The following is a 20,662-nucleotide window of genomic DNA, read 5'->3' on the forward strand; positions in this document are numbered from 1 at the left end:
TTCCATCAGGTTTCATGCATAGCCGCCTTTTACAGGCGCGGCAAGAAATCCTGCTTGAGAGCCAAGTCCTTCGAACAGAATGCTTGACGTCTTACCCGTCACGATGCCACATCTTTGAGTCATGAATACGGTCACTCAAAATCAGCTCACAAGCGTATGTGTTTATTGCGGATCCAGCTTCGGTTCGGATCCCTCGCATGAAGCGGCAGCAACCCGGCTGGGTCAGCTCATCGCCGAAGCGGGCCTGCGCCTGGTGTACGGCGGAGGCTCCGTCGGCCTTATGGGCACGGTCGCGAACGCCGCGCTGGAATCGGGCGGAGCAGTCACGGGCATCATTCCCCACTTCCTGGAAAAGCGGGAAGTCATGCTGGAGTCGCTGGATGACCTGATCGTCACCAAGGACATGCACGAGCGCAAGCATCTGATGTTTCAGAAGTCGGACGCCTTCATCGCCCTGCCCGGCGGCATCGGCACGCTTGAGGAAGCTGTTGAAATGATGACCTGGGCACAGCTCGGCCAGCATCGCAAGCCGGTCGCGCTTGCCAATATCAACGGTTTCTGGTCACCGCTGCTGGAACTTTTCGATCACATGCGGGCGCAGGGCTACATCCGGCCGGAAACCGAAGTGCCCTATCTGGTTGCCAACCGGCTGGACGATATCCTGCCGATGCTGCGCCAATCCATCTCGGGCGCTCCCCAGGAAGTTTCCGACGAATTGCTCTCCGTGTCGGAACTCTAATAGCTCTTCACGTTCCTTTTTCGGTGACGGACCGGCTTTTGCGGTAACGTCGCCAACTGTCCCAGGTGAAGACCGCCAGTGCGGCCCAGATCATGACGAAGCCGATCAGCCTGGTTTGATCCAGCGGCTCCCCCCAGACATAGACAGCCATCAGGAAATGGATGGACGGTGCGAGATACTGCATCAGCCCAAGCATGAAGAGCGGCACCCGGCGGGCGGCCGACGAAAAGAAGATGAGCGGCAGAGCCGTGACGATGCCGGTTCCCGCGAGCGCCGCCAGCACCGGCAGATCGTTGAGAATGAGCGCATCCACGCCCCAGCTCAGGTTCAAAAGGATGTAGACTGCGGCCAGGGGAAACAGCAGCAATGTTTCGACAAACAGGCCAGGGGTTGCCTTGACGGGCGTCACCTTCCGGACATAGCCGTACCCGGCGAAGGAGAACGCCAGGACAAGCGATACCCACGGCAATCCGCCGGCCAGCACAGCCTGCAAGACCACGGCCAGCACCGCGATCGAAATCGCGACGGCCTGCCCGCGAGACAGTTTTTCGTGCAGCACCACGAGCCCGACCAGAATGCTCACCAGCGGATTGATGAAATATCCGAGCGATACATCGAGAACCTGACTGTTAGAGATCGCCCAGACGAACACCAGCCAGTTCACCGCGATAAGGGTGGCCGAAGCACTCAAGGCCATGAGCACCTTCGGCTCTCGAAAGACCCCGCGCACTTCCGGCCAGCGGCCGCGCAGGTAAAGATACAGCCCGACGAACAGCACCGACCACAGGATACGGTGAGAAACGACGATATCGGCCGGCACCGTCTCCGTCAGCTTGTAGTAGGCCGGAAAGAAACCCCACATGCCGTAAGCAGCGAGGCCGAACAGGAGACCCTGGCGCAATTCGGCCTGCGCGTCGGTGTCGGACACCGTCTGCGACATGAAATTTCCCTTTCTGGATTACCCTGCCGTCATCCGATTTCGAACGCGGCGTGGCTGAACGGACTTCAGGTGTGTGCGCGGCTGTCGATCAGCCTGATCAGACGCTGTCCCCGGCTGCTTCGTATCAGCTGGCGTTGGCCTTCAAAAGCGCAAAAGTGATGGAATCCACCAGGGCCTGGAAGGACGCATCGACGATGTTGGAGGACACCCCGATGGTGAACCACCTCCGATGGGTCTTCGTGTCGTGGCTTTCGATCAGGACGCGCGTTACGGCGCCGGTGCCGCCATTGAGGATACGCACCTTGTAGTCAATCAGCTCGAGCCCCTCGATGGCGGACTGATATTTGCCGAGGTCCTTGCGCAAGGCCATGTCGAGCGCATTGACCGGGCCGTTGCCTTCGGCGACCGACATGCGGACCTCGCCGTCGACATCGACCTTCACCACGGCTTCCGAAACGGTGAGCAGATCTCCGATGGCATTGAAGCGGCGTTCCACCATCACGCGGAAGGAACTGACTTCAAAAAAGCGCGGCACATCGCCGAGTTCCTTGCGGGCAAGCAATTCGAACGAGGCATCGGCGGCCTCATAGGCATAGCCTTCCGTCTCGCGCTCCTTGACCTTCGCCAACAGCCGGTCCAGCCGCGGATCGGACTTTTCCACCTTGATGCCCACACGGGTGAGTTCGCCGATCAGATTGCTTTTGCCTGCCTGATCGGAGACCAGCACGCGGCGCTGATTGCCGACGCTTTCCGGCGTGACATGTTCATAGGTCTGCGGATCCTTCAGGATCGCGGAGGCATGAATTCCGGCCTTGGTGGTAAAGGCGGTTTCACCGACGTAGGGCGCCTGTCTGGCGGGAGACCGGTTCAGGACTTCATCGAACGCATGCGAGATCGCGGTGATTTCCCTGAGCTGGTCGTCGCTGACGCCGATCTCGAAGCGGTCCGCGAAGGAGGCCTTCAGCTTGAGTGTCGGGATCAGCGTGATCAGGTTGGCGTTGCCGCAACGTTCGCCGAGACCGTTCAGGGTCCCCTGAATCTGCCGGACGCCGGCGTCGACAGCCGCCAGCGAGTTGGCGACCGCGTGACCGGTATCGTCATGTGTGTGAATGCCGAGATGCGAGCCGGGAACAACGTCCTGAACCTTCGTGACAATGTCGAAGATCTCATCCGGCAACGTGCCGCCATTGGTATCGCACAAGACGACCCAGCGGGCGCCTGCCTGATAGGCGGTGCGCACGCAGTCGAGCGCATAGTCCGGATTGGCCTTGTAGCCGTCGAAGAAATGCTCGCAATCGATCATCGCCTCCTTGCCGGCGGCGACTGTCGTGGCGACCGTGTCCGCGATGGACTCCAGATTTTCCTCATTGCTGCAGCCCAGCGCGACGCGGACATGATAATCCCACGCCTTGGCTACGAAACAGCAGGCATCAGAGCTGCTGGAAAGGATCTCCTGAAACCCAGGGTCGTTGGCGGCTGAACGCCCTGCCCGCTTGGTCATACCAAAGGCAGTGAAGATCGCGTTTTGCGTCCGTTTCCGGCTGAAGAATTCCGTATCGGTCGGATTGGCACCGGGATATCCGCCCTCGACATAATCCACCCCCAACCGCTCCAGAAGTTCGGCGACGACGATCTTTTCATTGACCGAAAAATCAACGCCACTGGTCTGCGCGCCGTCGCGCAGCGTCGTGTCGAATAGGTAGAGACGTTCCTTGGTCATTGGCGTTTCCTGCCCGAGCCAGGCTGCCTCAGCGCGAAAGCGCAACGCAACCGGTTCTTTTTGTCTTGTTATGCGTTGTCCGTTTCGCCGGGCTGAACCGGCGGCCATGTGTCCGTGTCGTGGTCGGGATGCTGGTTCGAGACGATCGAAGCCAGAAAGGCCTGAGTCTCATAGTCGTCTTCCGTGGTGCGCGCCGGAATGTCGGCCATGTGGTCGGCATAGGGAAGCTTGCCTTCCACGCCATACTGGATGACAGGCGCGATGGCGCCCGGATCGTCAAAGGCCCCGATCGCGATCGCAATCCCGTCCGGCGCTTCATAGGTCAGCGGTGTCCCGCACTTTTCGCAGAAGCCACGAGCAACCACATTGGAGCTCTGGAAACGCGTCGGCTCGGCCCGCGTCCAGACGAGGTCCGTCTCGTTCACTACGCCGACCAGGGGCGCGTAAAAGCCGCCGAATGCCTTCTGGCACATGCGGCAGTGGCAGATGGACGCCTTGCCGAGTTGTCCCGAAACCCGGAACCGGACGGCACCGCATTGGCACCCGCCTGTATGAACGTCACTCATATCGCTTCGCAGCTCCAGTTTTCCGTCTCACGGTCGGGATGTTGCCGGTTCGTCGTGGCCACATCGCCGATACCGCCCGGCAGGTCGTCCCGATTGGAATGGGTCTCGCTCAGAGTGAACAAATCGGCGTAGAACGGCACCCTTCCCTCGACCCCGGACTGTTCGACCGGGGTCACAGCGGCAACATCGTCAAGGCTGCCGTGGGTGAAGGCGATATAGTCGTCTCCCACCGTCTCGAAGGCGAGCGGCGTGCCGCAATTCCCGCAAAACCCGCGCCGCACCGGTTTTGAGGAATGGAACCAGGAGGGTTCTCCGCGGGTCCATTGAAAATCATCTTTCGCCGCGCCGATCAGCGGCAGAAAGAAATTCCCGGACGCCTTCTGGCACATGCGGCAATGACACAGATGCGGGTAACCGACCTCCCCCGTCACCCGGTAGCGCACGGCACCGCACTGGCAGCCGCCGGTAAGATCTTTTGCTTCACTCGCCATCAGAAATTTTCCTTGCCGCAGACGTCCAGGATCTTCCGGCAGACACCGTCGAGATCGCTCAGGACCTCCGTGTTCCAGAAGCGCAGCACCATCCAGCCGAGATGTTCCAAGGCCCGGTCTCGCCGTTCATCTCTGGCGCGCCCCTGGCTCTCGCCGTGCGGGGATCCATCCAGTTCAACGATCAACCGATGGGCCGGCGCCGCAAAATCCACGATATATCGGGCGATTGGCATCTGACGCCGGAAAGCGATGCCTTCGAGACGGTGAGCTCTCAATACGTTCCAGAGCTTTTTCTCCGCTTCCGTCATTTCCGAGCGGAGTTTTCGGGCGTTCTGCCGCAGATGTTGAGGGATCTTCTGATGTGGCATCGGGCAGGCTCTTTTTCGTTTCCCGAAGACAGCATTTGGAGCCGACGCTGTATACCCCCCTCTACCCGCCAAGGCGGGCATCTCCCCCGCAAAGGGGGAGACTGGAGTTTGTCGCAGTCGCCCAGCAAAATTTAATTCATTCGATGTAAGAAGACCTTCCAGACTGCCACGCTGCCATAGTCCGCCGAGGATTTCTTGAGCACGGTGGCCCCGCATATACTCCTCTCCCCCCCTGAGGGGGAGATGTCCCCGCAGGGGACAGAGGGGGGGCTGCAGCGTGTGCGCCAGAACGGCCCTCACCTCTTGACCTCCCAGGTGGTCATACGTTCGCCGGTTTCCGAGTCTTTTGAATCCTTTAGAAGAATTCCCTGAGACGTCAGTTCATCCCGGATCCTGTCGGCTTCCGCCCAGTTTTTGTTTCCGAGCGCTGCCAGACGGGCCGTGACGGAGGCTTCAACCGCCGCCGTGTCGATGCCTGAAAGATCGGCCTTCACCGGCGTAAGACCGAGCAAGGCCGCCGAAGCGGAATAGACCGGCAGTTTTTCCGGGTCCTTCGCCGCTTCGCCCGCCAGCGCATGCAGGGACTGAATGGCTGCGGTGGTATTCAGATCGTCGCACAGGGCGGCGACGATTTCCGGCGCGGGCTCGGCCTGCGTCGCCACCAGGTCCGGCCATTTGGCCAGAAGATTCTCGGCTTCTTCCAGCTTGCGTACCGAGAAGTCGATCGGTTCGCGGTAGTTGGTCATCAGCATGGCGAGCCGCAGCACTTCGCCGGGCCATTTGCGGCCGCCGAAATTTTCCGTTTCCAGCAGTTCCTGAATGGTGAAGAAGTTGCCCTCCGACTTGGACATCTTGCTGCCTTCAACCTGCAGAAAGCCGTTGTGAAGCCAGTAGTTGGCCATCGTCTGCGTGCCATGCGCGCAGCGGGACTGGGCGATTTCGTTTTCATGGTGCGGGAAAATCAGGTCCAGCCCACCGCCGTGAATGTCGAACACCTTGCCGAGATGGTGCTCGCTCATGACGGAACACTCGATATGCCAGCCCGGGCGTCCGCGGCCCCAGGGGCTTTCCCAGCCCGGCTCGTCTCCCGAAGACTGTTTCCAGAGGACAAAATCGCCGGGATTTTTCTTGTGTTCATCGACGGCGATACGCGCACCCGCCAACTGCTCGTCCAGCTTGCGTCTGGAAAGCCCGCCATAGTCCGGCATGGACGCCGTATCGAAGAGCACCTCTCCGCCCGCTTCATAGGCGTGACCCTTTTCGATAAGCACCGCGATCATCTCGATCATGCCGTCGATATGGCCGGTTGCCCGCGGTTCGAAACTCGGCTCCAGAACGCCGAGCGCGGCGATATCCTTGTGGAACTGGTCGGCGGTTTTCTTCGTGACCCTGGCGATGGCCTCGTTCAGCGGCAGATCCGGGAAATCCCTGAGCGCCCGTGCGTTGATCTTGTCGTCAACGTCGGTGATGTTGCGCACATAGGTGACATGGTCCGCGCCGTAGAGATGCCGCAGCAGGCGGAACAGAACGTCGAAGACGATGACGGGCCGCGCATTGCCGATATGCGCGAAGTCGTAGACAGTCGGCCCGCAGACATAAAGACGCACGTTTTCATCATCGATCGCCCGGAAGTCTTCCTTGTGGCGCGTCAATGTGTTGGTGAGCTTCAAACCCTTGAAGGTGCCGGTTTGCCCGGTCTCGGCGGCGCTCATGTCAAACGGTCTCCTGGCCGGCTGGCCGGGCGGTCCGTCTCAGGGGAAATCATGCCATGAGGGATCGGCCACAGCCAGCGGTGTCGCTAGCTGCAAATAATGGTGATCGAAATGATGTTCCGTGTGGCCGTCATCATGGCGGCTTTATGGACCGGAAGACGGAAGCCGGTCAAGACCGCAATTGCCGGCAAATGCTGAAAGCCGCCAACGCGGCGTTGGCGGGCGGCACGACTTAGACCAGAGCACTTTCCGATCATATTGAATCATTTGATCGAGACGAAATTGGTCCCTGGCGAGGCGGATTGGGCGTAGCGGTGTTGCCCACCTCAAGCGCAATCCAACGATGCCAGGGACCAATTTCGTCCGACCCCGACAGCTGTTTTTCAATTACTTCTTCTTGCGTTGGGTGGCTTGAAACGGCCCATCTGCAGCGTTGCGCCGCTTGCACGATGCACCGCATCGCGCTTCACGGCGCGCCTTTCGGAGTGAGCCGTTTCAAGCCATCAAATGGTTCAATATGATCGGAAAGTGCTCTAGTCTTCTGCGCGTGGGAATCAGAGGGGGCTTTCCCGTGAAATGCATTCGTTCGTTTCGTTCTTTATCTTCTGCTTTGCTGTTGATGTGCGTTGTGGCGCTGCCGCCGGCGCTGTCCACCGGTTTTGTGCAGGCACAGTCGGCGTCGCCCGAGGCTTCGGGTACCGAAACGGCTCCGCCACCGGCTGCCGGTGAGCCGCAAACGCCGATCGCGGAAGCCATTCAGATCGCCATATCCACGGATATCCCGGACGGGCTGGCGCGTTACTACGGCAACAGGGCTTTTGCCCCTGTGTGGTTCGACAAGAACGGCTTGAGCGAAAAGGCGCATCTGGTGATTGCCGCGATGGCCGCAGCCAACGACCATGCGCTCAATCCGAACAACTACGGCCCACTGGAGCTGGTTCAATTGTCGGAGACGGCACGCACACCCGAGGAGTGGGCCCAGTTCGATCTTCAGCTATCCAATCAGTTCCTGCGCTACGCGACCCACCTGTCCTCCGGCCGTGTGCAGCCCAACAGGGTCAACCAGGCGCTTAATGTGTTTCCGGACAGACCCGAGCCGGAAGAGCTGTTTGAAACGGCGGAAAATGCTGTCGATTTCAGTGCGTTTCTTGAAACCCTTGCTCCCCGTTCCGACAATTACGCCAGGCTGAAGCGGCGACTGGCCCAATACAGGAAAAAGGCCGCGGAAGGCGGGTTCACGACGGTGCCTGACGGCGAAGTACTGAAGCCCGGCATGAGCGACCCGCGTGTCGCGGTGCTGCGCACCCGGCTGATCGAAGAGGATATTCCGGGCGCCGGAGATCACAGCGGTGAGGTTTATGACGGCGCGCTGGTCGAGGCGGTGAAGGTTTTTCAGGACTATCACGGCCTGGAGATGGACGGTGTCATCGGCAAGAACACGCTGGAGCGCATCAATATTCCCATCCAGGAAAAGCTCATCCAGATGGAGCTCAACATGGAGCGGCGGCGCTGGATGCGGGACGATCTCGGCGACTTCTATGTCTTCGTCAATCTTGCCGACCAGAACCTGAAAGTGGTGCGCGACGATCAGACCGTCCACACGACGCGGGTCGTCGTCGGCAAGCCTTATCATGCGACGCCGGTGTTTTCCGACCGAATGGAATATGTGGAGATCAACCCCTACTGGAACGTGCCCTACTCCATTGCGACGAAGGAATATCTTCCGAAGCTGAAGAAAAACCCGTCCGCACTGAGCTCACAGAACATCCGGATCTTCGAAAACGACCGGGAGGTTCCAGCCACCCAGGTCGCCTGGAACAGCTATTCGGGTGGCAATTTCCCCTTCCGGCTGCGCCAGGACCCGGGCAAGGGCAATGCGCTTGGCCGCGTCAAGTTCATGTTTCCCAACAAGTTCAACATCTACATCCACGACACGCCGTCGAAATCGCTGTTCTCACGCTCCGAACGGGCGTTCAGCCACGGCTGCATAAGGGTTTCCGATCCCTTCGCGCTTGCCGATGTCCTGCTGCAGGACATCGACTCAACGCCCGGCCACTGGGAACAGGTGCGCGACAGCGGAGAGCGACGGGTCGTCACGCTGCAAAGTCCTATCGAGGTTCACCTGACCTATCTGACCGCCTGGATGAACAAGGACGGGTCCACCCATTTCAGAAAGGACATCTACGGACGTGACGAAGTCCTGCTGGAAGCGCTCAGAACGGCCATGACGCAGAACCTATGACGACATCAACACACTGATTACAATAACGTTTTCAGTTTGTTTAGATAACTGAACGCTAGCTGAACGGGCCACTCAGCATGGGTTCAAGGCGGCGCCGGTAATCTCCGGGCAATCGAAACGGATTGCCTTCAGGAGACGACCATGTTGAACCGCCTTTTTGTCCTCATCTTCCTCGCCATCGTACTGGCAGGACCGTTTGCGGCCATCATCGTCATCACCGACGGCACCAAGGCTTTCGGCCAGGAAATGCAGCAGAAAAGCATGTGCCTTATGTCCGGAACCGGCTGCGGCAACGGAAACATCATTGTCACGGCAGCGAGCCGCATATAAAAGCAACGGAAGATCAACTTCTCCACTTTCATACAAAGTGGTGTGAAAGCTGAAAAGTTGATCGGGTTTGAAGCGTTCAGGCATCTTGTCCGCCATTATCGGACCGCAGGATGCTCCGGGGCGGGACAGGTCTCCTGCTTGCAGTTATCCGGCATGTTTGGCAAGGTTGCTCGATGGACTATGATCTACTTGAAGAGAAGGCGGAATCCGCTGCGGAGTTCCTGAAGATGATGGCGTCCGCGCCGCGCCTTCTCCTGATGTGCCTCGTTCTGGAAGAAGAGCGCAGCGTCGGTGAACTTGCCGAAAAGACGGGCCTGCGCATGCCGACGGTTTCCCAGCAGCTCGCTCTGCTACGCGCTCAGGGACTGGTCACCACCCGCCGGGAAGGCACCACCATCTACTACAGGCTTGCCAGCGAACCGGTCAAAGACATCATGGCGATGCTCTACAAGCATTTCTGCGCCGGCTCGGACCTGCCCGTCAGCAAACATCTGGAAAGCCTGGAAGCGAAGTGATCCGCGCCGCGAGGCGAGCGCGCCGCTCGCCTCAATCCGTGAGAAAATCACCGCATTTCGGCGGCACCTGGTCGCCCCAGGGCATCAGCGGAACGGTCGAAGTCGAGTTTTTCGGGCTGCCCTCGATCAGCTTGTCGGAATAGACCAGATAGACCAGCACGTTGCGCTTGATGTCGCAGCCACGCACGATCCGCATTTTCTTGAAGACAAAGGAGCGGCGCTGGCGGAACATTTCCTCGCCCTGCTCGAACTTTTCCTTGATGGTCACCGGCCCCACCTGTCTGCAGGCGAGTGAGACGTCGGAGACTTCTTCGGCAACGCCCAGCCAGCCGGAAACACCGCCCTTTTCAGGAACCGTGAAGTGGCAGGAGACACCTTCGACGACCGGGTCGTCGATTGCGTAGGTGGCCAGCTTGTGGTCGGGCGTCAGGAATTTCCAGACGGTCGATTTCTTGAAGATCAGATCGGGTTCGTCAGCAGCAAAAGATGCTCCTGCTCCCTGAACGCACAGGACAAGGGCGACAGCGATTGCGGTCAGGAAACGCATTTGGACCTCCGGGTGTGAATCGAGTGACATGTGGGGTTCGCTCTCGGGCGATCAAGCAACCCTGTCAAATAAATCAAAACGCGCGCCGAAACGGCGCGCGCAGGAAAAATCGCAAAAGACAGGGCCAACAGTCTGTCAGCGGGCGTTCTCCAGAACCTTTTCCGGGCCCGCCTCTTCCGTATCTTCGGACCTGGCGGCTTCGCCATCCTCATCTTCCGTTCCGGTGACGTCGTCTGCGGACAGATCCGGATCCCCGTCTTCTTCCGTCTGTTCGAGGGACGCAGCGAAATCGCTGTCGGCGACAAGCTCCGGCTTGCCGTCTTCGCCGGCAGCTTCAGGCCCGGTTTCCTGCGCGTCCAGGTCGGAGGCCTGCCCGGAAGCTGTGTCCGTGGCCGTTTCAACAGCCTCATCGGCGGGGTCGGAAATGGACGAAAGGTCCCCCAGGGCATCTTCCAGATCCGCCAGGCGCTCGCGCGTCCACACCTGGGGCTGGTCCAGTCCAAGCGCTTCGTCATAGGCCCGGGCCAGGCTCAGGGGCAGATTGAAATCAAAACCGGTCATGGTTCCGAATTGCGGTTCCAGTGCATCCCTGACAGCAAGAAAGGTATCCCTCAGGCCGAGGCTCTGGACGACGCAGGCGGAGGCGGCATCGTGCAGGGTTGTGACGAATTCGCGTGTCGTCTCGATGGCCTGGGTAACGGAGGACGCGCCAATAGCCGGGCGTCCCCGTCCGGGCATGAGGGCAGCGGGCCGGAAGGCGGATACACGGTCGAGTGCACGCGGCCAATCGGCCAGATGCGCATCGCCGCAGTAAGGCACCGCAGATTTCTGCACCAGATCGCCGGCGAACAGGACCGCCCGGTCCGGCACCCAGACCACGAGATCACCCATTGTGTGTCCACGACCGAGATGCATCAGCCGAACGTCCAGTCCACCGAGATCGATCGTCATCGAGGACGCAATCGTCATCGTCGGTCCGACGATACCGGCATTTTCGGGCAGTCCCGCAAACAGATCCGGCAGGCGCTGCCTGGAAACGCGGATCTCTTCCTTGCCGCGGGTGTCCATCATTCGCCGGGTCAGATCCGAGGCGATAATCTCTCCCGGATCAAACGTCATTGCGCCAAGACAACCGTCTGAATGGAAATGAGTCAGAACCACCTGTTTGACGGGCTTGTCCGTCATGTCGCGAATTTTCTTTAGAACCTTTTGCGCCTGTTGGGGCGTCGCCTGAGCATCAACGACCAGCACCGCTTTATCGCCGATGATCACACCGGTATTGGAACATCCGTCTGCGCTGTAGGCATAACAACCGCGCCCGAGTTCCTCGAACCGCTCGTTTTCGCCAGGTGCGCCACCGGACTTGTTCGCGTTCTTTGTCATAGAGGTCTCGCTTTTCTACCGGCTGACGGTCTGCTTTCTCTTGTTTTTCATCCGGAAAAACGCCTTTTACCGTTGACTACAGCGTCTCAGTTTCGATCCCCGATTCGCAAACTTTCATTTCCCAATTCCTTAACTAATCCTTTCTTATCAACAGATAGGTTAGCTAATGTCGTAGCTTTTCGACTATATGCGCCCAAGCTCTCCCTCAACCTTGCTTGCGTTATCGTGTTTTTTTCGAAGCAGCTCAGGTTGTCTTTTCCGATTTTTTCAGTTGGCTATACTTGCTAGAAAGAGATCATGGCCGGATGACGGCAACTTTATCTGCCGGCTCCGACGCGCGCCGGGTGTGACAGCGCAAAACCGAATTTTCGAGGCAGCTTCCAACCCATGTCCGACGATCTCCTTCCCCCCCTCGACGAGACCGGTGACGCGGACGACCTCCGGCAGGTTCTGAAGCTCAACAGGTTCCTGCCCTACCGGCTCAACCATCTTGCGGAGACCGTCAGCCGCTCGTTTTCGAAAATCTATGCGGGCAAATATGGCATCGGCGTTCCCGAATGGCGGGTGGTCGCCACCCTCGGTGAACATCACGCCATGACCGCCCGCGACATCAGCCAGGCGACTGCCATGCACAAGACCAAGGTAAGCCGTGCGGTGGCCGCGCTGGAGCAGCGCAGGCTGATCGTGCGCGGCCGGAACCCGGACGACCAGCGCGAGCAGATGCTAAAGCTCAGCCCCGAGGGCTGCAGCATGTATGAGGAACTGATCCCGGAGGCGCTTGCCTATTCCGCAAGGCTGCAGGAAGCGCTCACGGAGGAGCAGAAAGTGCTGCTTGACGACATCTTCGAGCGCTTGCTCACCGCTGCAAGTTCCGCTGCGCCCCAGAATACGGATACATGAAATTCCGCTTTCAGGTCGTTCGGAAAGAAACTGATCCCCGCGTTGAGAAACCTTGAAAACCCTACGCTCTGCCGGACGCCGGTATTAACCTAACGTCAGAGCTTTCGTTGCTATAGGTAGGGGCAGCAGCAATAGTGAAGCTGGCGTCCCGGATGAGTTTTCGAATGTCGGAACCGGTCCGGTGCAAGGCAGTACGCTGCAGGGGAAGGGTTATGTGGTTTCGCAGCACCGCCAGGTCTGATGATTTCGTGCGCGCCATTGTCGTGTGCGCGGCAGTCCTGTTGCCCCTGAACGCAGCCGCCGCAGCCAGCTGTTCCGCTTTGAAGGCCGAATTGCGCCAGCTGGAGTCCGGTTCAGGCTCACCCGCCGCGCAAAAATGGACCTCCGCAAAAAGTCAGCAGCAAAAGGCGATTGCGGCGGCGGAGCGTGATGCCGGATATTTCGGCTGCGCCAGCGCGGCCTCTCCCAACTGCCAGAGCCTCAACGGCAAGATCCGGCGCATGAAGTCCAATCTGGCCGCGATCGAGCGTCAGCTCGCCAAGGCTGGCGGCGGTTCTTCGGGCAATGCCAGGCGGCTGAAACAGGTGCGCTCGCAACTTGCCAGACAGAATTGCAACGCGCCTGCCGCCCGCCAGGCAAAGACCGGGCAAGACGGCACCCAGGAGAAACCGCGTTCCCTGCTGTCGCGCCTGTTCAATCCCGGCTCGCAGACGGAGCAACGCTCACAAGCGGATGTGAACCTTGCTTCTGCCAAATCAGGGGACAGGGAAATTGCAGCCGTTCGGGCGCGGAAGAACAGTGCGGCCTCGCGCGTGCGTCTTCCTTCAGGTGGCACCTTTCGCACCCTTTGCGTGCGCACCTGCGACGGCTATTTTTTCCCGTTGAGCTTTTCGACCGGCAAAAACCAGTTCGCCTATGACGAGGCCCGCTGTTCGGAAATCTGCCCGGCCGCGCAGACGGAGCTTTACGTCTACCGCAACCCGGGAGGTGACCAGGCGCAGATGACATCTCTGGCCGGGGCGCTCTATTCGGAACAACCCTTCGCGGACCGCTACAAAACGGAATTCGTGGAAGGCTGCAGCTGCCGGCCGACGCGTCAGTCCAAAATGCGTTCAGACTGGACGGAGCTGACCTCGGGATCCGGCAACCGCGTGTTCTTTTCCGATATCAGCGCCGGACTACCGAGGAGAACGCTGCAGCCGAGCCGCGGTGGAACATTCGATGAGACCGGCGAAACGCCCTCGCCCCTGGCGCGGCCACCGCTGCGAAGAGCGCAATTGCCGCCTCACGAGGACCCGGACACCCTGATCAATCTGGAAAAGGGGTTTGACGTGACCGTTCCGCTGCGCCAGGCAGCCGCAAGACTGTCTTCCGATCAGAACCAGCCCGGTATTGAGCCGGAAACCGTGAACGGATTGCCGCTGCTGTCCGTGCGGGCGTCGCCGGGAGACACTCCTGCAATGGATTCGCCCCTGGCTCCGGTTTTCAAGAGCAACGACACCGGGTTTCGCCCGGCCCCTGCCGACAAGGCGTCCGTCAGGGTAGTCGGTCCAGAATATTTTGTCGCCCAATGAGAGGCAGCATGGCCTTCATGTCCGGGCCGTGATCCATACCGGTCAGGACGCGCCGCAGAGGCATGAAAAGACCGCGGCCCTTGCGGCCGGTTTTCTCTTTCAGCGCCGCCGTCCAGAGGCCCCAGGTATCCGGAGTGATCTCCCCGTCCGGTAACAGGGCCCTGGCGCTGCCGACAAACTCCCTGTCCTCATTCTCGATCCGGCTTTCGACCGGACCGGTTACAACCTTCCAGTAGTCGCGGGCATCCGCGACCGTCTGGCAATTGCCGCGCACGGTTTCCCAGAAGTCCGCGTCAGCCGGGATATCCATGCCGGCCAGCCTGTCCTTGACCGCCTCATAAGGCAGATCGTGGACCAGACGGGCATTGAGGTTCCGGAGTTCGTCAGGATCGAATTTCGCCAGGGACCGGGAAACGCTGGAAAGATCAAATTTCTGCGCCAGGGCGTCCATGGTCGCAACAGGTTCGACGGCCTGGCTCGTTCCTGTCAGAACGGCAAGCGAGGCGACTGCCATCGCCTCCAGGCCTTCGTCCCGCAAGGACCCGATCGACAGTGCGCCCTTGCGCTTCGACAGCCCTTCTCCGTCCTGTGTCGTCAGGAGATTGTGGTGACCGAATACCGGCGCAGTTGCTCCGAGCGCTTCGAAGATCGCGATCTGAACACCCGTGTTCGACACGTGGTCCTCACCGCGGATGATGTGGGTGACGCCCATGTCGATGTCGTCGACAATCGACGTGAAGGTATAGAGGAAGGTGCCGTCGGCGCGGATTAGAACCGGATCGGAAAGCGACGCCAGATCCACGGCCTGCGTGCCGCGGCAAAGATCGTCCCAGGAAACTTCCGTGCGCCGGGTCTGCAACGGGTCGCCGTCGTGATTGGGCAGCAGGAACCGCCAATGCGGCTTGCGGCCTTCCGCCTCGAAGGCGGCCCTCTCTTCGACAGTCAGCTTGAGGCCCGCGCGGTCGTAAACCGGCGGACGGCCCATCGCGCGCTGGCGCGACCGGCGGCGTTCCAGTTCGTCCGGGGTCTCGTAACACGGGTAGAGCAGCCCCGCATCCTTCAGCTTCTGCGCAGCGGTATCATAGCTGGCAACACGCTCCGACTGGCGCTCCACCCGGTCCGGTTCGATCCCCAGCCAGCGCAGGTCCTGCTCGATCGATTCGACATATTCCTGCCTGGAGCGTTCCAGGTCGGTATCGTCAAAGCGCAGGATGAACTGCCCGCCCGCCTTTTTGGCGAACAACCAGTTGAAGAGCGCAGGACGGCTATTGCCGATGTGAATGTGGCCGGTCGGCGACGGCGCGAAACGTACGATGACTGTCATGGCGTTTGAGTTAGCTGCGGATCGGCCGCACGGCAACCCCAAACTCATTCCGCTTTCAAGATTGTTTCCCTCTCCCGGTACGCCCGGGCCATCAGCGTCAGGACGACGCAGAAGACAAGACAATAGAGCCCCATCACCCTCACCTGCAGGTCGAACGGCACGCCGAGGTCAATCAGCCAGCCGACCAGACCGGGCCCGGCCGCGGAAGCGAAGACCGCGACGGAGAAGGCGGCGGCGCGAATTGCGCCCATGTGGCGCGTTCCGTAGACCTCGGGCCAGAAGGAGCTGACAAGCGTGCTGTTGAAGCCGTTGGATACGCCTATCAGGCCGAGGAAAATATACGGCGAAAAAGGCGCATGATATTGCGCCAGCACAAGGCAGGCCAGCGACAACGCTATAAGCGTGAACGGCAGGAGCCGGCGCGCGGAAAACCGGTCGATGAGCGGCCCGATCACCAGTGAGGCGCAGACGACGCCGGCGGCCATGACCAGAAAGGCGCTGGCGAACACTTCCAGCGACCAGCCGCGCAGTTCGACAAGATAGACCTGGTGGAAGAAGATCGCCGTACCGATAAAGGCCGGAGCGTTGATGCCGCAGGACACCAGCCAGAAGCGCGGGTCGCGGAGCACTTCGTTGCGCGTCCACTGCCGGCCTTCCGGCTTGATGGAGGCGATTTCTGTCGCACTCGGCACCCGGTTTCTGGCGAGCAGCGTCATAAGCACGGGCAATACCGCCAGAAGCAGAACCAGGGCTGCGACGGTCCATGCCCCACGCCAGCCAAGGAAGCCTGCCAGGGTTACGAAACACAATGGCAACAGGGCTTCGGCCGTCGGCAAGCCCAGAAGCGCGATCGAAACCGCCCGGCCGCGCTGCGCGGAAAACCAGCGCCCGGCCGCGGTGACCGCTGTATGGGTCATCATGCCCTGCCCGCACAGGCGCAGGCCGTAGAAAGACATGGCGATCATCCAGACGGAAAAGGTGCTCGCCATGGCGAGACAGAACAGGCCCAGTGCAATCACCACCACGACCGCGACCGTGCGCACCGGGAAGTGGTCGACGCTCTTGCCGACATAAGGCAACGTCAACGCGCTGCCGAGCGTCGCCAACATGTAGAGCAGTCCCAGGTCACCGTGGCTGAGACCGAATTCCAGCCGCAACTGGCCCGCCGATAGCGAGATGAAAAACGTCTGGCCAAAGCCGGAAAACATGGCGAGCAGATAGCTGGCCGACAGCCAGCGCACATTCTCGCGCAGGAACGTGAAGTAGGTCATGGGGCCTGCATTGACAGGAGCCCCGGATCGCGTCAGCTGCGGTCGCGGAACCGGTTGGTGATGGGATAGCGGCGGTCCTTGCCGAAATTCCGTTCGGTAATCTTGACGCCGGGGGGGGCCTGGCGGCGTTTGTATTCGGCAATGTACAGGAGATGTTCGATCCTGTGAATCAACGCGCGGTCATGGCCGCGTTTTTCGATCTCGCCGACCGACATTTCCTCTTCCACCAGGCATTCCAGGATGTCGTCAAGCACGTCATAAGGCGGCAAGGAATCCTGGTCCGTCTGGTTTTCCCGCAGTTCGGCGGTCGGCACCTTGGTGATGATGTTGTCCGGGATCACCTCACCCGCCGGGCCCAACAGGCCTTCAGGACGATTGGCATTGCGCCAGGCCGCCAGATGGTAGACCTGGGTCTTGTAAAGATCCTTGATCGGATTGTAGCCGCCGTTCATGTCGCCATAGAGCGTTGCGTAGCCGACCGACATTTCCGATTTGTTGCCGGTGGTCAGCACCATCCAGCCGAACTTGTTGGAAACCGCCATCAGGATCACACCGCGTGTGCGCGATTGCAGGTTTTCCTCCGTGGTATCTTCTTTCGTGCCCTTGAAGAGGTCGCTCAGAACTGCCTGGAAGCCCTCGACGGGCTCGGCAATCGGAACCGTATCGTAACGGATACCGAGGGCGGAGGCACATGCGGCGGCGTCCTCGATGCTTTCTTCGGACGTATAACGGTACGGCAACATGATCGCGTGGACCTTGTCGGCGCCAAGGGCATCGACAGCCATGGCCGCACAGATCGCGGAATCGATGCCTCCGGACAGACCCAGGACCACGCCCGGAAACCCGTTCTTGTTCACGTAGTCTCCGAGCCCCATGACACAAGCCCGCCAGTTGGCCTCATCGAGACCGGGCAGTTGCCCGGCCTCGCCGTTCTCGCATATCCAGGTTTCCCCGCTGCGTATCCAGTCGGTGATGGCGAGACCCGGCTCGAATTGCGGCATCTGAAAGGCCAGCGACCGGTCGCCCTGAAGGGCGAAGGAACCGCCATCGAACACCAGTTCGTCCTGGCCGCCGAGCTGGTTGCAGTAGACCAGCGGCAGTCCGGTCTGGACCACGCGGGCGACAACCACCTGCAAGCGTTCTTCGGCCCGGTTTTCCCAGTAAGGCGATCCATTGGGAACCAGCAGCAGTTCCGCGCCGGTTTCCTCTAGGCACTCGCACACCTCGTCGTTCCAGATGTCCTCGCAGATCGGCAGACCGATGCGCACGCCGCGGAAATCGACCGGTCCCGGCAAAGGCCCGGCGGCGAACACGCGCTTTTCGTCAAAGACGCTGTAATTGGGCAGGTCGTATTTGTAGCGGACCGCCTTGATCTCCCCCTGATCGAGAAGAAGCGCGGCGTTATAGACCTTGCCGTCCTCGCCTTTCCAGGGTGTTCCGATCACCAGCCCGGGACCGCCGTCGGCGGTCTCTTTCGCAAGAGACTGGGCTGCATCCATGCAGCGGCGCACGAAGGCGGGTTTCAGCACCAGATCCTCGGGCAGATATCCCGCAAGGACGAGTTCGGAAAAAAGGACCAGATCGGCGCCTTTTGCGGCAGCCTGCGAACGGGCCTCGCGCACCAGCTTCGCATTTCCATCGACATCGCCGACAGTCGGATTGAGCTGTGCGACAGCCAGTTTGAATCGATCTGAAATCATGGGAGCTTTGCCAGGAAGTGTCATCTCATCAAGGTGTAGCCGCAAGGCCAGACGGTTGCAATCACCCAGGCCCACAGAACACAATCAAGAAGCAGGTTCCGTTGCAGGTCCGCTAAAGCAGCGCCAGCGAGCTATCTCCTGAACCGGCCGCCGGCGAGGTCATGCCTGACAGGTCGAGAGTATCAGCCTCGCGTTCCGTCCAGGCCGTTCCGGGAGCGGGTATGCCCCTTGTGCGGCCATACAGGCGCTGGCGTTCCAGAATGCCACCGATATGCTGGTAGAGAATGACCGGGGCGATCGGTTTGGCGACGAAGCCGTGAATGCCGATGTCGACGGCCTCCAGGATGGTGGCCCGCGTGGTATGCGCGGTGACCACGAGAACAGGAGTCGTATTGAGCTGGCGGTCCCGGTCGGCGCGCAAAATGCGCAGAAACTCGCTGCCGCCGAAGAGTTTCATCGCCCAGTCGCACAGAACGATGTCCGGCCTGCGGTCCACCACGATTTCAAGAGCCTCAGCGCCGTCGCCTGCCTCGTAAAGGGTACGGACTCCAAAACCCGACAGCACCGACCGCAGGATCGTGCGCATGTGAGGATTGTCCTCCGTAATCAGGCAGGAGATCCCGGAAAGGTCCCACTTGTCACGCAAATTCCACCCCCTTCCCTAACGTAAGACATCACTAGGAAGGAATGTATGCGCTGTGAGCGTTAAATGAGCCTTACCGACAGGTCGAATCATTAAAAAAAACTACTTTTACGAGTAAATTGGTGTGGTCATCATATCTGTTGCGGCGCTCCAGGCGAGTTCGTCACGGGGGGCAAATCCGCCGGTCAAACTCGTTCTGCAGCAAACTTGCTGCAAGAGCCAAGGAAAGGGGCGGCATAGGCCGCCCCGCTCCGTATTTCAGAAGTTCAGTCCCGCTTAGGCGCTGGCAACCATGGGCTCTGCCTGGCGGCCATCGCGTTCCTTCTTGAGGTTCTCGGCGATGAGGAAAGCCAGCTCCAGGGCCTGATCTGCATTCAGGCGCGGATCGCAATGGGTGTGGTACCGGTCACCGAGCTGTTCAGCCGTCAGCGCCCGCGCACCGCCGGTGCACTCGGTCACGTTCCGGCCGGTCATCTCGACATGGACGCCACCGGCATGGGTGCCTTCCGCGTTGTGGACCTCGAAAAACGATTCCACTTCCTTGAGGATACGGTCGAACGGGCGGGTCTTGTATCCGCCTGCCGTGATCGTGTTGCCGTGCATCGGGTCACAGGACCAGACGACCGACTTTCCTTCGCGTTCGACCGCCCGGATAAGCTGCGGCAGATGATCGAAGACCTTATCCGCTCCGAAGCGGGCAATCAGCGTCAGCCGGCCGGGTTCGTTTTCCGGATTGAGAATGTCGATCAGTTCGAGCAATCCGTCCGGTGTCATCGACGGACCGCATTTCAATCCGATCGGATTCTTGATGCCGCGGCAGAATTCCACATGCGCGTGATCGGGCTGGCGCGTCCGGTCGCCGATCCAGATCATGTGACCGGAAGTCGCGTACCAGTCACCGGAGGTGGAATCGACGCGCGTCAGGGCTTCCTCGTAGCCCAGAAGCAGGGCCTCGTGGCTGGTGAAGAAATCGGTCGACCGCAACTGCGGAACGCTGTCGGAATTGATGCCGCAAGCCTTCATGAAGTTGAGGGCTTCGGAGATCCGGTCGGCGAGTTCCTGGTAGCGATGTCCCTGCGGGCTGTCGGAAATGAAGCCGAGCATCCAGCGGTGGACCTGATCCAGATTGGCGAAACCGCCCTGGGCGAAGGCGCGCAAAAGGTTCAGCGTCGCAGCCGACTGGCGATAGGCCATGGCCATACGGCCGGGATCGGGAACGCGGCTTTCGGACGTGAAGTTGATGTCGTTGATGATGTCGCCACGATAGCTCGGCAGCTCGACATCGCCCTTTTTCTCGAAATTGGACGAACGCGGCTTGGCGAACTGGCCGGCGATCCGGCCAACCTTCACGACCGGCTGGCTGGCGGCATAGGTCAGGACCACCGCCATCTGCAGGAACACACGGAAGAAGTCACGGATGTGATCGGGATGATGTTCGGCGAAGCTTTCAGCGCAGTCGCCGCCCTGGAGGAGGAAACCGTTGCCCTTGGCAATGTTCGCGAGCTGGTTCTTCAGCGAACGTGCCTCACCTGCAAAAACGAGCGGCGGATACGTCGCAAGGCGTTGTTCAACATCCGCCACAGCTGCCTGATCCGGATATTCCGGCACCTGAAGGATCGGCTTCGATCTCCAGCTTTCCGGGCTCCACTTTTGCGACATACTTCCTACTCCTCACTGGACCCGCGGGGTTGTTCCAG

General features: G+C 60.2%; 19 protein-coding genes. 5 read left to right on the forward strand and 14 right to left on the reverse strand.

Going from position 1 to position 20,662, the window contains the following annotated elements; translation table 11 throughout:
• The first annotated feature begins 121 nt into the window (after nucleotides 1–121).
• Nucleotides 122–739, forward strand: coding sequence for a TIGR00730 family Rossman fold protein (locus Q1B40_RS12460; protein ID WP_299814619.1), 618 nt, complete (start codon nucleotides 122–124; stop codon nucleotides 737–739).
• Between the two features lie 7 nt (nucleotides 740–746).
• Here the strand turns inward: Q1B40_RS12460 and rarD are convergent, their stop codons facing one another.
• From rarD to cysS, 6 genes are all read right to left on the reverse strand, one after another.
• The gene (rarD, locus tag Q1B40_RS12465) at nucleotides 747–1,679 is read right to left on the reverse strand and encodes an EamA family transporter RarD (protein WP_299814622.1); all 933 of its coding nucleotides are present in this window, start codon (nucleotides 1,677–1,679) and stop codon (nucleotides 747–749) included.
• A gap of 124 nt (nucleotides 1,680–1,803) precedes the next feature.
• Entirely contained in the window at nucleotides 1,804–3,399 is a 1,596-nt protein-coding gene (gene cimA / locus Q1B40_RS12470) for a citramalate synthase (RefSeq protein ID WP_299814625.1), read from the reverse strand.
• A 68-nt stretch (nucleotides 3,400–3,467) separates the two neighbouring features.
• Nucleotides 3,468–3,965 (reverse strand): GFA family protein, encoded by a 498-nt coding sequence (locus tag Q1B40_RS12475; RefSeq protein ID WP_299814628.1) that lies wholly within the window; start codon nucleotides 3,963–3,965, stop codon nucleotides 3,468–3,470.
• Complete coding sequence (locus tag Q1B40_RS12480; RefSeq protein WP_299814631.1) at nucleotides 3,962–4,456, reverse strand: GFA family protein; 495 nt, start codon at nucleotides 4,454–4,456, stop codon at nucleotides 3,962–3,964. The genes Q1B40_RS12475 and Q1B40_RS12480 overlap by 4 nt, the downstream gene beginning before the upstream one ends.
• Nucleotides 4,456–4,824, reverse strand: coding sequence for an endonuclease domain-containing protein (locus tag Q1B40_RS12485; RefSeq protein WP_299814634.1), 369 nt, complete (start codon nucleotides 4,822–4,824; stop codon nucleotides 4,456–4,458). The genes Q1B40_RS12480 and Q1B40_RS12485 overlap by 1 nt, the downstream gene beginning before the upstream one ends.
• 296 nt (nucleotides 4,825–5,120) lie before the next feature.
• The gene (cysS, locus tag Q1B40_RS12490) at nucleotides 5,121–6,536 is read right to left on the reverse strand and encodes a cysteine--tRNA ligase (RefSeq protein WP_299814637.1); all 1,416 of its coding nucleotides are present in this window, start codon (nucleotides 6,534–6,536) and stop codon (nucleotides 5,121–5,123) included.
• 628 nt (nucleotides 6,537–7,164) lie between these two features.
• Here cysS and Q1B40_RS12495 point away from each other — a divergent pair.
• A complete protein-coding gene (locus Q1B40_RS12495) occupies nucleotides 7,165–8,778 on the forward strand; it encodes a L,D-transpeptidase family protein (protein ID WP_299814640.1) in 1,614 nt (537 codons plus the stop codon).
• A gap of 72 nt (nucleotides 8,779–8,850) precedes the next feature.
• On the opposite strand, the gene Q1B40_RS12500 is transcribed toward Q1B40_RS12495, so the two are convergent.
• Nucleotides 8,851–9,192, reverse strand: coding sequence for a hypothetical protein (locus tag Q1B40_RS12500; protein ID WP_299814643.1), 342 nt, complete (start codon nucleotides 9,190–9,192; stop codon nucleotides 8,851–8,853).
• A gap of 89 nt (nucleotides 9,193–9,281) precedes the next feature.
• Here Q1B40_RS12500 and Q1B40_RS12505 point away from each other — a divergent pair, with 89 nt between their 5' ends.
• On the forward strand, nucleotides 9,282–9,623 hold the full coding sequence (locus tag Q1B40_RS12505; RefSeq protein WP_299814647.1) for a helix-turn-helix transcriptional regulator: 342 nt from the start codon (nucleotides 9,282–9,284) through the stop codon (nucleotides 9,621–9,623).
• 31 nt (nucleotides 9,624–9,654) lie between these two features.
• On the opposite strand, the gene Q1B40_RS12510 is transcribed toward Q1B40_RS12505, so the two are convergent.
• Together Q1B40_RS12510 and Q1B40_RS12515 are read right to left on the reverse strand one after the other, a co-directional pair.
• Nucleotides 9,655–10,170 (reverse strand): CreA family protein, encoded by a 516-nt coding sequence (locus Q1B40_RS12510; RefSeq protein WP_299814651.1) that lies wholly within the window; start codon nucleotides 10,168–10,170, stop codon nucleotides 9,655–9,657.
• A gap of 135 nt (nucleotides 10,171–10,305) precedes the next feature.
• The gene (locus Q1B40_RS12515) at nucleotides 10,306–11,553 is read right to left on the reverse strand and encodes an MBL fold metallo-hydrolase (protein ID WP_299814654.1); all 1,248 of its coding nucleotides are present in this window, start codon (nucleotides 11,551–11,553) and stop codon (nucleotides 10,306–10,308) included.
• A 387-nt stretch (nucleotides 11,554–11,940) separates the two neighbouring features.
• Between Q1B40_RS12515 and Q1B40_RS12520 the strand changes: the two genes are divergently transcribed.
• Together Q1B40_RS12520 and Q1B40_RS12525 are read left to right on the forward strand one after the other, a co-directional pair.
• Nucleotides 11,941–12,453, forward strand: a complete 513-nt coding sequence (locus tag Q1B40_RS12520; protein WP_299814657.1) for a MarR family winged helix-turn-helix transcriptional regulator — start codon at nucleotides 11,941–11,943, stop codon at nucleotides 12,451–12,453.
• Nucleotides 12,454–12,665: 212 nt separating this feature from the next.
• A complete protein-coding gene (locus tag Q1B40_RS12525) occupies nucleotides 12,666–14,027 on the forward strand; it encodes a DUF2865 domain-containing protein (RefSeq protein WP_299814660.1) in 1,362 nt (453 codons plus the stop codon).
• Here the strand turns inward: Q1B40_RS12525 and gltX are convergent.
• The 5 genes from gltX to Q1B40_RS12550 all read right to left on the reverse strand — a co-directional run bounded on the left by gltX (nucleotide 13,990) and on the right by Q1B40_RS12550 (nucleotide 20,624).
• On the reverse strand, nucleotides 13,990–15,351 hold the full coding sequence (gene gltX / locus Q1B40_RS12530; protein WP_299814663.1) for a glutamate--tRNA ligase: 1,362 nt from the start codon (nucleotides 15,349–15,351) through the stop codon (nucleotides 13,990–13,992). The genes Q1B40_RS12525 and gltX overlap by 38 nt on opposite strands.
• Nucleotides 15,352–15,395: 44 nt before the next feature.
• Nucleotides 15,396–16,622: an MFS transporter gene (locus tag Q1B40_RS12535; RefSeq protein WP_299814666.1), complete on the reverse strand. Its 1,227-nt coding sequence runs from the start codon at nucleotides 16,620–16,622 to the stop codon at nucleotides 15,396–15,398.
• Nucleotides 16,623–16,654: 32 nt separating this feature from the next.
• Nucleotides 16,655–18,322 (reverse strand): NAD+ synthase, encoded by a 1,668-nt coding sequence (locus tag Q1B40_RS12540; RefSeq protein WP_299814669.1) that lies wholly within the window; start codon nucleotides 18,320–18,322, stop codon nucleotides 16,655–16,657.
• Between the two features lie 112 nt (nucleotides 18,323–18,434).
• Nucleotides 18,435–18,968, reverse strand: coding sequence for a response regulator (locus Q1B40_RS12545; protein WP_299814671.1), 534 nt, complete (start codon nucleotides 18,966–18,968; stop codon nucleotides 18,435–18,437).
• Between the two features lie 273 nt (nucleotides 18,969–19,241).
• A complete protein-coding gene (locus Q1B40_RS12550) occupies nucleotides 19,242–20,624 on the reverse strand; it encodes a class II 3-deoxy-7-phosphoheptulonate synthase (RefSeq protein WP_299814674.1) in 1,383 nt (460 codons plus the stop codon).
• Nucleotides 20,625–20,662 lie beyond the last annotated feature (38 nt).

The organism is uncultured Roseibium sp., from assembly GCF_947496995.1.
GTDB lineage: Bacteria > Pseudomonadota > Alphaproteobacteria > Rhizobiales > Stappiaceae > Roseibium.

Coding starts and splice junctions, on each gene's coding strand:
- Q1B40_RS12500 (WP_299814643.1), bottom strand. CDS start 9,192: ATGCCTGAACGCTTCAAACCCGATCAACTTTTCAGCTTTCACACCACT.
- gltX (WP_299814663.1), bottom strand. CDS start 15,351: ATGACAGTCATCGTACGTTTCGCGCCGTCGCCGACCGGCCACATTCAC.
- cimA (WP_299814625.1), bottom strand. CDS start 3,399: ATGACCAAGGAACGTCTCTACCTATTCGACACGACGCTGCGCGACGGC.
- rarD (WP_299814622.1), bottom strand. CDS start 1,679: ATGTCGCAGACGGTGTCCGACACCGACGCGCAGGCCGAATTGCGCCAG.
- Q1B40_RS12535 (WP_299814666.1), bottom strand. CDS start 16,622: ATGACCTACTTCACGTTCCTGCGCGAGAATGTGCGCTGGCTGTCGGCC.
- Q1B40_RS12515 (WP_299814654.1), bottom strand. CDS start 11,553: ATGACAAAGAACGCGAACAAGTCCGGTGGCGCACCTGGCGAAAACGAG.
- Q1B40_RS12485 (WP_299814634.1), bottom strand. CDS start 4,824: ATGCCACATCAGAAGATCCCTCAACATCTGCGGCAGAACGCCCGAAAA.
- Q1B40_RS12540 (WP_299814669.1), bottom strand. CDS start 18,322: ATGATTTCAGATCGATTCAAACTGGCTGTCGCACAGCTCAATCCGACT.
- Q1B40_RS12480 (WP_299814631.1), bottom strand. CDS start 4,456: ATGGCGAGTGAAGCAAAAGATCTTACCGGCGGCTGCCAGTGCGGTGCC.
- Q1B40_RS12550 (WP_299814674.1), bottom strand. CDS start 20,624: ATGTCGCAAAAGTGGAGCCCGGAAAGCTGGAGATCGAAGCCGATCCTT.
- Q1B40_RS12520 (WP_299814657.1), top strand. CDS start 11,941: ATGTCCGACGATCTCCTTCCCCCCCTCGACGAGACCGGTGACGCGGAC.
- Q1B40_RS12510 (WP_299814651.1), bottom strand. CDS start 10,170: ATGCGTTTCCTGACCGCAATCGCTGTCGCCCTTGTCCTGTGCGTTCAG.
- Q1B40_RS12505 (WP_299814647.1), top strand. CDS start 9,282: ATGGACTATGATCTACTTGAAGAGAAGGCGGAATCCGCTGCGGAGTTC.
- Q1B40_RS12525 (WP_299814660.1), top strand. CDS start 12,666: ATGTGGTTTCGCAGCACCGCCAGGTCTGATGATTTCGTGCGCGCCATT.
- cysS (WP_299814637.1), bottom strand. CDS start 6,536: ATGAGCGCCGCCGAGACCGGGCAAACCGGCACCTTCAAGGGTTTGAAG.
- Q1B40_RS12475 (WP_299814628.1), bottom strand. CDS start 3,965: ATGAGTGACGTTCATACAGGCGGGTGCCAATGCGGTGCCGTCCGGTTC.
- Q1B40_RS12460 (WP_299814619.1), top strand. CDS start 122: ATGAATACGGTCACTCAAAATCAGCTCACAAGCGTATGTGTTTATTGC.